Origin of the sequence: Pseudomonas asiatica, assembly GCF_040214835.1 — a bacterium.
Lineage (GTDB): Bacteria > Pseudomonadota > Gammaproteobacteria > Pseudomonadales > Pseudomonadaceae > Aquipseudomonas > Aquipseudomonas putida_Z.
The window spans coordinates 1,485,007-1,500,167 of sequence record NZ_CP157874.1 but is presented as its reverse complement, the minus strand read 5'-3'; the positions used below and the strand labels follow the sequence as shown (position 1 = coordinate 1,500,167).

Annotated in this window: 10 protein-coding genes; 7 read left to right on the top strand and 3 right to left on the bottom strand. The window is 60.5% G+C overall.

Translation table 11 applies throughout. The features are described 5' to 3' along the window. The first annotated feature begins 146 nt into the window (after nt 1-146). Complete coding sequence (locus ABNP31_RS06835; protein ID WP_350013123.1) at nt 147-1,322, top strand: MFS transporter; 1,176 nt, start codon at nt 147-149, stop codon at nt 1,320-1,322. 59 nt (nt 1,323-1,381) lie between these two features. On the opposite strand, the gene ABNP31_RS06830 is transcribed toward ABNP31_RS06835, so the two are convergent. Next, nucleotides 1,382-2,143: an SDR family oxidoreductase gene (locus tag ABNP31_RS06830; RefSeq protein ID WP_350013122.1), complete on the bottom strand. Its 762-nt coding sequence runs from the start codon at nt 2,141-2,143 to the stop codon at nt 1,382-1,384. Nucleotides 2,144-2,318: 175 nt separating this feature from the next. On the opposite strand from ABNP31_RS06830, the gene ABNP31_RS06825 reads away from it, so the two are divergent. Further along, the gene (locus tag ABNP31_RS06825; RefSeq protein WP_350013121.1) at nt 2,319-3,320 is read left to right on the top strand and encodes an NADP-dependent oxidoreductase; all 1,002 of its coding nucleotides are present in this window, start codon (nt 2,319-2,321) and stop codon (nt 3,318-3,320) included. A 450-nt stretch (nt 3,321-3,770) separates the two neighbouring features. Continuing rightward, nucleotides 3,771-4,046 (top strand): DUF3077 domain-containing protein, encoded by a 276-nt coding sequence (locus ABNP31_RS06820; protein ID WP_350013120.1) that lies wholly within the window; start codon nt 3,771-3,773, stop codon nt 4,044-4,046. A gap of 188 nt (nt 4,047-4,234) precedes the next feature. Here ABNP31_RS06820 and pyrF read toward each other — a convergent pair whose 3' ends face one another. Further along, on the bottom strand, nt 4,235-4,936 hold the full coding sequence (gene pyrF / locus ABNP31_RS06815; protein ID WP_010952851.1) for an orotidine-5'-phosphate decarboxylase: 702 nt from the start codon (nt 4,934-4,936) through the stop codon (nt 4,235-4,237). Nucleotides 4,937-5,117: 181 nt separating this feature from the next. Here pyrF and ABNP31_RS06810 point away from each other — a divergent pair, with 181 nt between their 5' ends. Next, nucleotides 5,118-5,285 carry a DUF2897 family protein gene (locus tag ABNP31_RS06810; RefSeq protein ID WP_010952850.1) on the top strand — a complete coding sequence of 56 codons (168 nt, stop codon included), beginning with the start codon at nt 5,118-5,120 and terminating at the stop codon, nt 5,283-5,285. A 247-nt stretch (nt 5,286-5,532) separates the two neighbouring features. Here ABNP31_RS06810 and ABNP31_RS06805 read toward each other — a convergent pair whose 3' ends face one another. Next, entirely contained in the window at nt 5,533-5,868 is a 336-nt protein-coding gene (locus tag ABNP31_RS06805) for a ComEA family DNA-binding protein (RefSeq protein WP_085665358.1), read from the bottom strand. Nucleotides 5,869-6,558: 690 nt separating this feature from the next. On the opposite strand from ABNP31_RS06805, the gene wecB reads away from it, so the two are divergent. The 3 genes from wecB to ABNP31_RS06790 are packed head-to-tail and all read left to right on the top strand — an operon-like array spanning nt 6,559 to nt 15,054. Next, nucleotides 6,559-7,701 (top strand): non-hydrolyzing UDP-N-acetylglucosamine 2-epimerase, encoded by a 1,143-nt coding sequence (wecB, locus tag ABNP31_RS06800; protein WP_085617718.1) that lies wholly within the window; start codon nt 6,559-6,561, stop codon nt 7,699-7,701. After that, nucleotides 7,698-8,960, top strand: coding sequence for a UDP-N-acetyl-D-mannosamine dehydrogenase (gene wecC, locus ABNP31_RS06795; protein ID WP_350013119.1), 1,263 nt, complete (start codon nt 7,698-7,700; stop codon nt 8,958-8,960). Before wecB ends, wecC begins: the two co-directional genes overlap by 4 nt. Before the next feature lie 13 nt (nt 8,961-8,973). Next, nucleotides 8,974-15,054: a glycosyltransferase family protein gene (locus ABNP31_RS06790; RefSeq protein WP_350013118.1), complete on the top strand. Its 6,081-nt coding sequence runs from the start codon at nt 8,974-8,976 to the stop codon at nt 15,052-15,054. Nucleotides 15,055-15,161: the final 107 nt, after the last annotated feature.

The window sequence follows — 15,161 nt, the reverse complement described above, 5'->3', positions numbered from 1 at the left end:
CATCAGAGTGGGCAGGCCCGGCCCTTTCGCGGGTGAACCCGCTCCCACAGAGATCGCACCCAACCCGAGAGCGGTGCAGTACCTGTGGGAGCGGGTTCACCCGCGAAAGGGCCAGTACAGCCACTACAGAACCAGGATCCCTACCCATGCCCTCCGCCCCGGCCCGCCTGGCCTTCGCCCTCTGCCTGATCACCCTGGCCGTCAACCTGCAGGCCCCGCTATACATCACCTACGCCGACCTCTCCGGGCAAGGCGCCGCCGCCACCGCAGTGGCCTTCTCCGGCTATGTGCTGGGCGTGCTACCCGTGCTGCTGGCCCTGGGCGGGCTGGCCGACCGGGTTGGGCGCCGGCCATTGGTGCTCGCCGCACTGGCCCTGTCGATGGTCGCCACCATGCTGATGCTGCTGGCCCCCAGCCTGCAAACCCTGGGCCTGGCGCGGCTGTTCCTCGGCCTGGGTACCGGCCTGGCCTCGGCCACGGCCACGGCCTACATGGGTGAACTGATGGGCGGCGCGGACAACACCCGCGCCGCCAATTGGGTTACCGCCAGCACCTCGCTGGGCTTTGGCCTGGGTGCGGCGCTGACCAGCCTGTTCCTGCTACGCGGCCCCAGCCTGACCCCAGGCAGCTTCCACCTGCAACTGCTGCTGGCGGCGCTGGCCATGCTGCTGGTGTGGCGCCTGCCGGACCCACGCCCGGCACAACGCAACCCCATGCTGCGCCTGCCCTGCTACCCCCGTGGCAGCGTGGCCTATGGTCTGGCCATTTTGCTGGCATGGGCCTGCGTGGGGCTGGTGATCGCCCTGCTGCCGGGCATCCTGCGCCAGCATGGGCTTAGCGCCTGGTCGGGGTTCTCGACCTTTTGCGTGATCAGCTGCGGGTTGTTGTTCCAGCCCATGGCACGGCGCCTCAGCAGCCGTACGGCCACGTTGCTGGGGCTGGTGATATTGCCGTGCAGCTATGCCGTGCTGGCCTGGGGCGCGGACAGCGGCCAGCTGGGCGCGGTATTGCTGGGTGCGGTGGCGGCCAGTAGTGCGTGCTACGGGTTTATCTACCTGGGCGGGCTGGCGGCGGTGAACGAGCTGGCCGGCAGCGAGAAGACACAGGCCAGTGCCGGGTTCTTCCTGCTGGCGTACCTAGGGTTCAGCCTGCCGGTGATCTTTACCGGGCTGTTGAGCGACCGGCTGGGATCACGATTGGCGTTGCTGGTATTTGGTGGGGTGTTGATGGTGGGGTGTGTGGTTGTAGGCCTAGCATTGTGGTGGTCTGCCAGGGCCTCTTCGCGGGTAAACCCGCTCCCACAGGGACATCACAGGACCTGAGGGCAGCGGGGTATCTGTGGGAGCGGGTTTACCCGCGAAGAAGGCCACGCGGTTTCGGCTCAGATCGCCGTAGCCCCACCATCCACCGCCAGGCAATGCCCAGTAGTGAACGCTGCGCCATCACTGCACAGGTACAGCACGGCACTGGCAATTTCCTCGACCTTGCCAATGCGCCCCACCGGATGCATGGCAGCGGCAAACTCGGCCTTGCGTGGGTCGGCCTCATAGGCACGGCGGAACATGTCGGTGTCGATCACCGCCGGGCACACCGCATTCACCCGGATGCCCTTCTTGGCGTACTCGATGGCCGCCGACTTGGTCAGGCCGATCACCGCGTGCTTGGAGGCGCTGTAGATGCTCATCTTCGGCGCCGCGCCCAAGCCCGCCACCGAAGCGGTATTGACGATGGCCCCACCGCCCTGGGCCAACAGCAGCGGCAGCTGGTACTTCATGCACAGCCACACACCCTTCACGTTGACGCCCATGATGGCATCGAACTCCGCCTCGCTGCCCTCGGCCAGGCGGCCCTGCTCTATCTCGATACCTGCGTTGTTGTAGGCATAGTCCAACCGGCCATAGGCGGCGATCAGGCGCTCGTGCAGTTGGCGCACCTCGGCGTCACGGGTAACGTCGCAGGCAACGAACAGCGCCTCCCCGCCCGCAGCGTGGATCAGGGCCACAGTGGCCTCGCCACCGGCCGAGTCAAGGTCGGCCACCACCACCTTCAGGCCCTCCCGGGCGAAAGCCAGGGCGGTTGCCCGGCCGATGCCGGCGGCGCCGCCAGTGACCAGGGCTACCTGGCCGGAAAAGGTCATGCTCATCGCGTGCTCCAAAGCGTGCTTGGTGGGGTTCAGAGCATAGTCAGCCACCACCCGCCCGGGCAGCATCATCACCCCACCGGTTGGGCTACCATGCTTGTCAGTGATGTTAAGGACCTGCCTACATCAACAGGGTAGATTTGACGCCTCCCCCTTCCACTGCCCACAAGGACCCGCCATGACCAACACCAACCGCCGCTTCCTGCTCGCCAAACGCCCGGTCGGCGCCGTGCGCCGTGACGACTTCAGCTTCGAGACCGTGCCCGCCGAACAACCCGGCGAAGGCCAGGTGCTGGTGCGCAACCTGTACCTGTCACTGGACCCGGCCATGCGCGGCTGGATGAACGAAGGCAAGTCCTACATCCCGCCCGTGGCCCTGGGCCAGGTGATGCGCGCGCTGGGTGTTGGCGAAGTGGTTGCCTCCAACCACCCCGCCTACAAGCCGGGCGACCATGTAAGCGGCGCCCTTGGGGTGCAGGACTACTTCACTGGCGAACCCCAGGGCCTGCACAAGATCGATCCCAGCCTGGCGCCCCTGCCGCGCTATCTGTCGGCGCTGGGCATGACCGGCATGACCGCCTACTTCGCCCTGCTGGACGTCGGCCAGCCCAAGGCCGGTGACACCGTGGTCATTTCCGGCGCGGCAGGCGCGGTGGGCAGCATTGTCGGGCAAATTGCCAAGATCAAAGGCTGCCGCGTGGTCGGCATTGCCGGCGGCGCCGAGAAGTGCCAGTACCTGAAGGACGAACTGGGCTTTGACGGGGTGATCGACTACAAGGCCGAAGACGTGCTGGCCGGCCTGAAGCGCGAATGCCCCAAAGGCGTGGACGTGTACTTCGACAACGTCGGCGGCGACATCCTCGACGCCGTGCTGACCCGCATCAACTTCAAGGCACGTATCGTGATTTGCGGCGCGATCAGCCAGTACAACAACAAGGAAGCGGTAAAAGGCCCGGCCAACTACCTGTCGCTGCTGGTAAACCGAGCGCGCATGGAAGGCTTCGTGGTGATGGATTACGCCAAGGATTACGGCAAGGCCGCGCTGGAGATTGCCGGGTGGCTGGCCACCGGGCAGGTGAAGAGCAAGGAAGATGTGGTGGAAGGGCTGGAGACCTTCCCCGAGACCTTGCTGAAGCTGTTCAGTGGGGAGAACTTTGGCAAGTTGGTGCTGAAGGTTTGATTGGGGATTGCGATTGGGCGTCCAGGTGTATGCCTTTGGTTTTGCAGCGCCTGTGAGCTCGAGTGCCGCCCGCGCGGCGCTCGATCTGACAGGCGCTAAGGCACTTGAGGCGTACAACTGTCAGCCCCTCGAGAATCGTCAGACTTTCCTGAACCTTGCCCCCACCGCTTCAGCTTGAAGCAACAAGCGAACTATCCTACGCAGCGGTCGGAAGCAGCTGAATTGTCGGGGAAATCCCTCAGGGATAACTTCACCGGGTCGCCATGTTGGTGACCGGGTGTGAGAACCTGTTGCGAGTTAGCTGGCTTGCCTGTCATGGCGGTCGTACGCGGGCAGACCTCGGTCTGGCCGAGCTTTGAAGCTCCCTCGGTTTCTCACCCCGTGTACGACTGCCGCCCAGGTCCGTGAGAAAGATCCGCGTGGCAGTTCCACTTGTCAGGAGCTACTACCATGAAAAAGAACCCCCCCTCCCCCATCCTCACCGCAGGCCTGGAAACCTTCCTCGAAGCCGGCAACCCCACCCTGGACCTGCTCCGCGTACAGCCCGGCGTGCCGATCGATGATGCCTACGAGCACGTGTCAGTGCTGCTGGGCTACATCAAGCACCTTGTGCGCGAGGGCGACATGGAAGATGACCACAAACTGCTGGGCTCCGCCGATTACCTGCTGGCCATGGCCAAGGCCCTGATGAACGACGTCGAACTGGCCAAGAACAAGCTGCACTGACAGGCTTTGAGGGAACAACCCAAAATCCAAAAGCTGACTCACCCGCTCCCACAGGTCCAGCTCTGCCTGTGAGGCTGCGCTCTTCTGTGGGAGCCGTCTTGCCGGCGATCACCGCCAAAGGCGGTGCCATGTACCAAACAAAAAAGGCCAGCACTCTCATGCTGGCCTTTCTCTACAACGCGGGCTACTTACCCACGAATCTCCGCCACCACCGCAGCCAACGCCTGCGCCGGATCGGCAGCCTGGCTGATCGGCCGGCCGATCACCAGGTAATCCGAACCCGCATCCAGTGCCTGGCGGGGGGTGAGGATACGGCGCTGGTCATCCTGCGCACTGCCCGCCGGGCGAATGCCTGGGGTCACCAATTGCAGCGACGGGTGCGCCGCCTTCAGTGCCGGGGCTTCCAGCGCCGAGCACACCAAACCGTCCATGCCAGCCTTCTCGGCCAGCGCCGCCAGGCGCAGCACCTGCTCTTGCGGATCGACATCCAGGCCGATGCCGGCCAGGTCTTCACGCTCCATGCTGGTCAGCACGGTCACACCAATCAGCAACGGCTGCGGGCCGCTGCGCTTGGCCAGCTCTTCACGGCAGGCCGCCATCATGCGCAGGCCACCGGAGCAATGCACGTTCACCATCCATACCCCCATCTCGGCGGCAGCCTTCACCGCCATCGCGGTGGTGTTGGGGATGTCGTGGAACTTGAGGTCCAGGAACACTTCGAAGCCCTTGTCGCACAGGGTTTCGACAATGCCCGAAGCACTGCTGGTGAACAGCTCCTTGCCAACCTTCACCCGGCACAGCGCAGGGTCAAGCTGGTCAGCCAGCTTCAGGGCGGCCTCACGGGTAGGGAAATCCAGGGCGACGATCAGGGGCGTCTGGCAGGCGGACATGGGCAGGGTCTCTTGGCAAGTCGAAAACGGCGCGCATTGTAAACGAAGTGGCACAGGCTTTGGGGCCCGCGGGTCACGGAATTGGCCCGACAGTGGCTGGCTCCTATAATTGAACCAACGGAACGGGCAATTGCTCAACATTTGTACAAGCGCTGCCCATCACCAGCAAAGGAGAACGAAAATGCCCTGGTATGCCTGGCTGATACTCATCATAGCGCTCGGCTCGATCGTCGGCGGGCTGATGCTGCTGCGCGACACGGCAAAGAAACTGCCACTGACCGAAGAACAGCTGCGCAAGGTACATGAGCGCAATGCCGAAGCGGATGCCAAGGATGCGCAGGACCGCTAGCGCCCACCGGTCGCTGGCGCTGCCACGATCTGACCGGCTGTCACGGTCGATGTAGGAGCGGCCTTGCGTCGCGAAAGGGCCGCAAAGCGGCCCCCCCGGGGTTCAGCGGCACTGCAGGAATAGCTGGGGCTGCTTTGCAGCCCTATCGCGACGCAAGGCCGCTCCTACAGGGGGCGCGTCAACCAGCCAATTAGATCGCCTACTTCATGAACGTCAGGGCCAGGATACAAACCCCAGCCCCTCCCCCCTATTCCACCATCACCTTGTCACGGTTGCGCTCCAGCAACGCATTACCAATCCCTTTGATCTCCAGCAGCTCATCCACCGAGGCAAACGGCCCATTGGCCTCCCGGTACGCCACGATGGCCTCAGCCTTGGCCCTCCCTATCCCGTTCAGCTCCTTCTGCAAAGTAAGCGCGTCAGCGGTGTTCAGGTCCAGCCGCTGCGGCTGCTGGGCCTGCTGCTGGCTTACCACCGGCACCGGCTCGGGCACCGCCGTGGCGCTGGCCGGGGCAGCGCTAAGGGAAAAGGACAGGCTGGCGAACAGCGGCAGCAGCAGGTACGACAGAACGTTGTTACGCATGGTGAACACTCCTGGGTTGGTCATTTTCCAGCAGCCGTTTTCCTTCGGCTGCGCAATCAACCCTAGCGGCTCTGCCATTTTGCAAAAAGGCTCTTGACTGGTTAATCGTTACCGAATCCGACATTAAAAAAAGCAACTTCGCCCACCCAAAAGCAATGGCGTTACGCCATATTTCAGGATAAGTTCATGAAACAAAGGCGATAGCAAATCGCCGCTAGGTAAATTCCCGTTTAACCTAGGTTTCATTCAGACCAAAAGCTGTTGTTTTTCCCACAAGCCTTGCCGGACAAGGCCCCATCCCATTCGTCGTATGCCTCGGTTGTATTGACTTTATTGGCATGATGCCTGAATAACATCAAACAATCGTTTTTCTTGATGCAACTTTCAAAAATAGGATCCAATCATCCGATAGATAGAGGCAAATTCGGACGATCAGGGGAAAAAAACGTGCCATACGGGATGTCATCTTGATGACGAAATGATAAATTTGCGGTCATTGGACAACCGCTATGCTTGAAGGATCCGAGCCAAATGAATTTTTCTTCACCACCTTCAAAGCCCCCCGTTCGCGCTTGCGTGTGTGGAGCCCCCTAGGCCACTCCCCCCGGCCGATTTGCGTAATACCTGTGATCTGCACCCCGTAACACCAGATCCAATCGCCTTTACATCAATACACAGAAGACCGTCGCCGTGTCCCTCAAGACCCTCACCGTATTTGGCACCCGCCCAGAGGCCATCAAAATGGCCCCCCTGGCCCTCAACCTTGCCCAGGACGACCGTTTTGAGTCGCGTGTCTGCGTAACTGGCCAGCACCGCCAGATGCTCGACCAGGTATTGGAGCTGTTCGAGATCACGCCCGACTACGACTTGAACATCATGAAACCCGGCCAGGATCTGACCGATGTGACCACTGCCATCCTGCAGGGTCTGAAGCCTGTGCTGGCCGAGTTCAAGCCTGACGTGGTACTGGTGCACGGCGACACCGCAACTACCCTGGCCACCAGCCTGGCCGCGTATTACCAGCAGATTCCGATTGCCCACGTGGAAGCCGGCCTGCGCACAGGCAACCTGTATTCGCCATGGCCGGAAGAAGGCAACCGCCGCCTGACGGGCGCGCTGGCCGCCCTGCACTTCGCGCCCACCTCCACCTCGCAGGACAACCTGCTGCGTGAAGGTACGGACGCCGCGACCATCTACACCACAGGCAACACCGTGATCGACGCGCTGCTGGAAGTGGTCCGCAAACTGGAAAGCCCCGAGCTGAAAAGCCAGTTCGAAAACCAGTTCAGCTTCCTGAACCCTGAGCGCCGCATGGTGCTGGTCACCGGCCACCGCCGCGAAAACTTTGGTGGCGGCTTCGAGCGCATCTGCCAGGCCCTGGTGCAAACCGCGCGTCAATTCCCTGATGTGGACATCGTCTACCCGGTACACCTCAACCCGAACGTGCGCGAACCGGTCAACCGCCTGCTGGCCGACGTCAACAACATTCACCTGATCGAGCCGCTGGACTACCTGCCGTTCGTCTACCTGATGACCCGTTCCTACCTGATCCTGACCGACTCCGGCGGTATCCAGGAAGAAGCCCCAGCCTTGGGCAAGCCGGTACTGGTCATGCGTGACACCACCGAGCGCCCGGAAGCCGTGGCTGCCGGTACCGTCAAGCTGGTGGGTACCGACGTGGAATCGATCACCGAAAACCTGGCGAAACTGCTGACCGACGATGCGACCTATCGCGAGATGAGCTTCGCCCACAACCCCTACGGCGATGGAAAAGCGTGCGCGCGAATCCTCGACGCACTTTCCAACTTCTCCCGTTCCAAGGAAGTAGCATGAGCTTCAACAAGATTTCCGTCGTAGGCCTGGGCTATATCGGCCTGCCAACCGCCGCCGTTTTCGCCGCCCGCAAGAAGCACGTGATCGGTATCGATGTAAACCAGCTCGCAGTCGACACCATCAACCGTGGTGAAATCCACATCGTCGAGCCTGAGCTGGACATGGTGGTACACGCTGCCGTGACCGAGGGCTACCTGCGCGCCTCCACCGTTCCGGAAGCTGCCGACGCCTTCCTGATCGCCGTGCCAACCCCGTTCATGGATGACCACCAGCCGGACCTGAGCTACATCGAGTCCGCCAGCAAGGCCATCGCGCCCGTGCTGAAAAAGGGTGACCTGGTCATCCTGGAATCGACCTCCCCTGTCGGCGCCACCGAGCAGATGGCCTTCTGGCTGGCCCAGGCCCGCCCGGACCTGAGCTTCCCGCAAACCCACGGTGAAGACTCCGATATCCGCGTTGCCCACTGCCCTGAGCGCGTGCTGCCAGGTCACGTGTTGCGCGAGCTGGTGGAAAACGACCGCATCATCGGCGGCATGACCAGGAAGTGCTCTGAAGCTGCCGTACGCCTGTACCGCACCTTCGTTGAAGGCGAGTGCATCGTCACCAACGCCCGCACCGCAGAAATGTGCAAGCTGACCGAAAACAGCTTCCGCGACGTGAACATTGCCTTCGCCAACGAACTGTCGATCATCTGCGACAAGCTGGACATCGACGTGTGGGAGCTGATTCGCCTGGCCAACCACCACCCGCGCGTCAACATCCTGCAGCCGGGCCCAGGCGTGGGCGGCCACTGCATTGCCGTCGACCCATGGTTCATCGTCAGCCAGACCCCAGAGCAGGCGCGCCTGATCCGCACCGCCCGCGTGGTCAACGACAGCAAGCCTGAGTGGGTGATCGACAAGGTCAAGATGGCCCTGGCCAACTTCCTGATCAAGAACCCGGGCAAGTCGGCCCAGCAAGTGAAAATTGCCTGCTACGGCCTGGCCTTCAAGGCCGACATCGATGACCTGCGCGAAAGCCCTGCCCTGAGCATTGCCGAGCGTCTGGGCAACGAGCTGGAAGCCACCCTGCAACTGGTCGAGCCGAACATCGAAGCCCTGCCGCAGCGCCTGGCGCGCCACGAGCATGTGGACTTCGACTTTGCCCAGGACAGCGCCGACATCCACGTACTGCTGGTGAAGCACCGCGAATTCCGCGGCACCTTCAACGTGCGCGACGCGGCATTCGTGATCGACGCCGCCGGCGTTACCCAGGCTTGATGGACCCAACCGCATGAACAACCCCACGCTTGAGAAACTTACCGTGAACACAGAGCTGCCTTCACCATTGGCCGATATTCATGACCGCGTGATGGAAGCCTATTACGGCAAGCTGGGGGAGCAATTCATGCGGGAAACGCAGTCCCGCATCCATTGGATCTGCGCCCAGGTCAAAGGGCGCCGGATCCTGGATGTCGGCTGCTCGCAGGGCATCGTGCCCCTGCTGCTGGCACGTGAAGGCTGCCAGATCACTGGAGTGGATACCAGCCCGCAGGCCATCGAAGAGGCCAAGGGCTACCTGTCTGCCGAACCGGCCCACATCCAGCAGAACGTCACGTATATCAATTCAGACTTCCTCGCACTGGACACGCTCGAGGTTGAACCGGACACCGTTGTCATCAGCGAAGTGCTCGAGCACCTGGTACGCCCGGAGCTGTTCATCGAAAAGGCCCACGACCTGCTCAAGCAGGGTGGCCGACTGGTGATTACCGTGCCGTTCGGGGTTAATGACTTCATTGACCACAAACACACGTTCTACCTGATGGAACCGTTCCGGCTGCTGGCCGAACACTTGCAGATCATCGATGTAAAGATGCTCGGCAAGTGGCTGGGTATCGTTGCCGTGAAGAGCGAAGCGCATAAACCTGGTGTTATTGACTCGCTGACTATCGATCGCGTCCGTGAGCTTGAAAAGGCCTTCGAATCCATCGAGCGCGCCCTGCGCGAGAGCCTTGGCGCAATCGGTAAGCGACTGGAAGACACGAACAAGAAGTATCGCACCGCCAACGAACAGATTGCTCAACTCAAGCCGGAAGCCCAGAAGGCTGAAACGCTATCCAGAACGTTGCAAAACCGCGATGCCGACATTGCGGCGCTGCAACAGGCCAACCGCGAAATGCTCGACGCCAAGGCAAAGCGGGTACAAGAACTTGAGGAAATCAAGGAGCGCCTGGATGACGCCAACAGAAAGTACCGGCTGACCACTGAACAACTTTCCCTGCTAAAGCCCGAAGCTCAGAAAGCCGAGACCCTCTCGCGTCAGCTGCAGGATCGCGAATCACATATCAGTTCTATCGAGCAAGCGAGCCGGGAAGCCCTTGAGGCCAGCGCGCGCAGCATCCAGGCGCTCAATGAAGAGCTTGATTCACTCAAGTCCAAGTTGGGCGAGGCGAATGAAAAGTGCCTCGCCACTGCGCAGCAGTATGCCCAGTTGGAACAGCGATTCGCGGCGCTTGAAGAAACCCAGGCGCAGACATGCCAGGAACTGACCGTAGCCAACGACGAACTGGAGCAGCGGAACCAGGAGCTGGAAACCCTGCAGCAATCCCTTCACAGCATCGAAGAACGATTGCTGGCCACCGATCAGCAGCGTGTGGCTGCTGAAGCGCTGGCAGCAAACGAGACGGCAGAGATAGCCGCCCTGCAGGCGCAACACGATGACCTGGAAAGCCGGCTTCAGCAAATGTTGGAGCTTCAGGCAAAGGACCAGCTCGACAATGCAAACCTGAATGAAAGCAAGAGTGCGCTTCAGAAACAGCGTGACGAACTGGAGGCTCAGCTAGAGGCGTTGTCAGAGCAGCTTGTCCAAGCCCGGCAGATCAACGATGGTCATGTAGAAACCATCACAGTGCTTCGTGCACAGCAAGCCGCCTTGCAAGCCAGGCTGGAAAATCAGCGGCAGGCGGCAACCGAACTGCAGACCAAGGCCGAGCAGACCAATGCTGGCCATGTAGACACCATCACTGCCCTCCGCGCTCAGCAGGCAGCCCTGCAAGCCGCGCTGGAAAGTCAGCGGCAAGTATCGGCAGAGGCTCAGGCCCTGGCGGATCAGACAAGTGCTACTCATGAAGACACCATTGCCACCTTGCGCGAACGCCTTGCGACTTTGGAGACCGCGCTGGAGAAACAGAAGGAGGCAATGAGCCAACTGCAATACGAGAGCGATCAGGATATTGCCGAGAAGGATGAATGCATCACTACGCTGCGCATGCGCCAAGCGGAATTGGAAGCCGAACTTGAAAGCGAGTTGGAGTATATGAACGAATTGCAGGCCCAAACCCAACGGGCCGACGCTGCACAGGCCGAAACCATTGCCCTGTTGAAAGCGCGTCAAGCTGAACTGGAAAGCCAGTTGCAGGCGATGAGCGAAACACAGGCACGCAACGAGCGTGAGCATGCTGCCCAGGCCAACACCATCAATAAACTGGTCGACCTGCGCAATGGCCTGGAAGAGCAACTGCACGCAATGATGCAGGCCAATGCCCAAGCACAAGACACCCAGATAGAACAGGCAGAAACCATTGCCTCTCTGAATCAGGCCAAGGATGCGCTGGCCGAACAGTTGACGCTTGAAACTGCTAGCCGCCTGGCGGCGGAGGCGAGCCTTGCGGCCACCAATGAACAGTGGCAAGGCCTGCGCATGCAGCTGGAAAACGAGCTCAACTCGTCGAAAGCAGGCTTGGGTGCGGCAAACCTGAAGTACCGCACCGTCAGCACTGAACAAATCCCGCAACTGAAGGCCAACCTCAATCAATTGCTAGAGCGCACTGCCGCGCAACAGCGCAAGATCGACGAACTCAATGCGAATCTGGAACGAGCCAACACACAACGCCATCTAGCCGAACAGCGTCTGGTCAAGACACGCACCAGCATGACTTACCAGCTGGGCTACCAGATCAAGAGCAGCGCAACCTCCTTGGGCGGGCTGGTCAAACTGCCCGTGCGCCTACTGCGCCTGTACCGCAAGGCCAACCAGCAACGCCAGCAAAGCGAACAGAAGCGGATCGCCAACGAACCGATGAAGGCCCTGCTGCCTCCTGCACCGATCATTCAGGATGAGAACTACCTGAAGCTGCCGGAGGCCCTGCCTACCAGCGCGCAGAGCCGCTCTACGCTGTTGCGCCAGGCCGACCAACCTGTAAGCCGCCTGAAAGTGGCGTGCGTAATGGACGAGTTTACCTTTGGCTCGTACCGCTACGAATGCAACCTGATGCAGCTCACTCCTGGCAACTGGAAGGCAGAACTGGAAGGTTTCGGCCCAGAACTGCTGTTCATCGAATCTGCCTGGCGCGGCAAGGATGAACTGTGGGGTAGCAAGGTTGGCCACAACAGCCAGGAACTTCAGGACATTCTGTCTTGGTGCCGTCAGAACAAGGTACCAACCGTGTTCTGGAACAAGGAAGACCCGGTTCACTTCGAGACCTTCCTGACCACTGCCAAGCAGTTCGACCATGTGTTCACCACCGACATCGACTGCATTCACCGCTACAAGGGTGCGCTCGGTCACGATCGAGTTTACCTGCTGCCGTTCGCCTGCCAGCCAGCGCTGCATAACCCGATCGAGCTGTACGAGCGCAAAGACGCCTTCTGCTTCGCTGGCGCCTACTACGCCCGTTACCCGGAACGTACCCGCGACCTGGGCAATTTCGTCTGCGAGCTGCCGAAGTTCCGCCCGCTGGAAATCTTCGACCGCAACTTCGGCAAGAACGATGCGAACTATCAGTTCCCCGAGGAATACCAGCCCTACATCGTCGGCACCCTGCCCTTCGAAAAAATCGACACGGCTTACAAGGGCTACCGGTATGCGATCAACCTGAACTCGATCAAGCAGTCGCAATCGATGTTCGCACGTCGAGTATTCGAGTTGCTGGGCTGCAACACCATCACCGTCAGCAACTTCTCGCGCGGTGTGCGCCTGTTGTTCGGCGACCTGGTCGTCACTTCCGACAATGGCGAAGAGATGCTGCGCCGCCTGGAGCTGCTGGCCGAAGACCCGCTCAACAGTGACAAGCTGAAGCTCGCCGCCCTGCGTAAAGTGATGCAAGAGCACACTTACACTCAGCGCCTGGAATACGTGCTCACCAAGGTGACAGGCACCGTCAAGACCCAGCGCCTGCCGGAAATCGTAGTCGTCTGCGAAGCTCAGGATCGCCAGCAGTTCGACATGCTGCGCGCCCACCTGAACCGCCAGACCTACAGCCAGGTACGCATGGTCATCATCACCGATGCCTATCAGGGCAGCATCGTGAGTGATGACCCTCGTGTCGTGGTACTCAAACCAGCCCAACTGAAGAAATCCAGCCTTGGCGAGCTGGTTGGCAACACCCCGTGGGTTGCCGCGTTTGTACCGGGCGATTACTACGGCCCTAACTACCTGCTCGACCTGGCACTGGCAACGCGCTACAGCCGTGCACAGGTGGTTGGTAAAGCTGCTCACTTCACCTGCCAAGGGCAAGATGCCAAGCTGCAGTCGAATGAACTGGCATACCGTCCAGCTCAATCGCTGCGCGCACGGCGCTCGTTGGTCGCAACCGAAATCATTGCCGGCCAGCCATTGCTTAACTGGTTGAAGGGCCTGCCATCGCTGGAGTACGCACACGAGCAAGGCCTGGCGATCGACCCATTCAACTATTGCGAGAATGGCGCGGCACAGCACGACAAGATCAGCGCCAAGGCTGACGACCTGGACCTGAACCTCGGCATGACCATCGACCAACTGCAGGCGCGGGCCCAAGCCATCGCGCCTCTGAAAGTCAGCCACGACTCACCGGAAATCACTGGCCGCGCCTTGGCCGAGATATTCGGAGTCAAGCACAACAAGTTCCTCGACCTGGCCGTCGATGTCGATAGCTGGCGCGTGAACTCCAAGCTGGCAGATGGCAAGCACGAGTATGTGTATGCGCTGAATGAAGTCAGCCTGGACCAGCTGAATATCCAGGACCGAAAGCTCAAACTGTACCTCGACTGCACGCCTGGCCTGAACCTGCAATTGGTGGTGCTGTTCCTCGATGCCGAGAAGCAGCGGATCAGCCACGTGATGCAGCATGCCAACCGTAACCAGACTTCCGATGTGCCGCCGGAAGCCGCCTTCGTGCGCTTCGGCCTGCGTGCCTATGCTTCCGGCAACACCGAGATCAAGTCGCTGGTGCTCGGCCACCGCAACCTGCAGCCGTCGGAGATGCTGGGCCGTTCGCAACATCTGGTTGTCACCAACCATTACCCGGCCTATGAAGACTTGTATCGCAACGGCTTTGTGCATAGCCGAGTGATGGCGTATCAGGAGCAGAACCTGAACGTCGACATCTTCCGCCTGCGCAAGAACGAGGCTGTCAGCTATCACGAGTTCCAGAACGTGGATGTGGTAACCGGGTGCCAGACTACGCTCACCAAGATGCTTGAAAGTGGCCAGTACAAGAGCGTGCTGGTGCACTTCCTGGATCCCGATATGTGGGAGGTGCTCAAGCGCTTCACGCACCTGGTCAAGGTAGTGGTGTGGGTGCACGGCGCAGAGGTACAGCCTTGGTGGCGACGCGAGTACAACTACTCGGATGAACACCAGTTGGCGCTGGCAAAAGTCGAGAGCGAAAAACGCATGGCGTTCTGGCGCGAGACGCTGAGCAACATACCAGCCAACCTGAAACTCGTCTTCGTGTCTCGCTACTTTGCTGAAGAAGTAATGGAGGATGTGGGCTTCCGCATTCCTGAAGATCGCTACGAGATCATTCATAACCCGATTGATACGGAAACGTTCTCGTACCAGGCCAAGCCGGAAGCGCAGCGTATGAAGCTGCTGTCCATCCGCCCCTATGCATCCGCCAAGTACGCAAACGACCTGAGTGTCAAAGCGATCGAGCTGCTGGCAGAGAAACCGTACTTCAAGGACCTTGAATTCCGCATGATTGGTGATGGCGTATTGTTTGAAGACACCCTCGCCCCGCTGCGCAAGTTCAGCAACGTGACAATTGAGCGCGGCTTCCTCAAGCATCAAGAGATTGCAGCACTGCACAAACAGTACGGCCTGTTCCTTTGCCCGACACGCATGGATGCACAAGGTGTCTCCCGTGATGAGGCGATGGCTTCCGGTCTGGTCGCCGTGACAAACGCCGTTACAGCGATCCCTGAATTCGTCGATGATGAATGTGGGATTCTTGCACCTGGCGATGACGCCCAAGCGATGGCAGACGGTATCGCGCGGGTGATCGAATCACCGGAACTGTTCCGTAAGATGTCCGCTGCGGCACGTGTACGTGTTGAAAAACAAACCGCCAAGCATTCAATCATCAACCGTGAAATCGAGCTGATTCGACAAGCATGATCCTGGTGCAGAGCCAACTGTTGGCACCCGTGGCAGCGCGGCAGCAGATCAGCTGCCGCAGCGTGCTCTGCGATCATCTTTCGGCGAACTGACTGAGCGCCTTGCAG

Coding starts and splice junctions, on each gene's coding strand:
- ABNP31_RS06835 (WP_350013123.1), top strand. CDS start 147: ATGCCCTCCGCCCCGGCCCGCCTGGCCTTCGCCCTCTGCCTGATCACC.
- ABNP31_RS06830 (WP_350013122.1), bottom strand. CDS start 2,143: ATGAGCATGACCTTTTCCGGCCAGGTAGCCCTGGTCACTGGCGGCGCC.
- ABNP31_RS06825 (WP_350013121.1), top strand. CDS start 2,319: ATGACCAACACCAACCGCCGCTTCCTGCTCGCCAAACGCCCGGTCGGC.
- ABNP31_RS06820 (WP_350013120.1), top strand. CDS start 3,771: ATGAAAAAGAACCCCCCCTCCCCCATCCTCACCGCAGGCCTGGAAACC.
- pyrF (WP_010952851.1), bottom strand. CDS start 4,936: ATGTCCGCCTGCCAGACGCCCCTGATCGTCGCCCTGGATTTCCCTACC.
- ABNP31_RS06810 (WP_010952850.1), top strand. CDS start 5,118: ATGCCCTGGTATGCCTGGCTGATACTCATCATAGCGCTCGGCTCGATC.
- ABNP31_RS06805 (WP_085665358.1), bottom strand. CDS start 5,868: ATGCGTAACAACGTTCTGTCGTACCTGCTGCTGCCGCTGTTCGCCAGC.
- wecC (WP_350013119.1), top strand. CDS start 7,698: ATGAGCTTCAACAAGATTTCCGTCGTAGGCCTGGGCTATATCGGCCTG.
- ABNP31_RS06790 (WP_350013118.1), top strand. CDS start 8,974: ATGAACAACCCCACGCTTGAGAAACTTACCGTGAACACAGAGCTGCCT.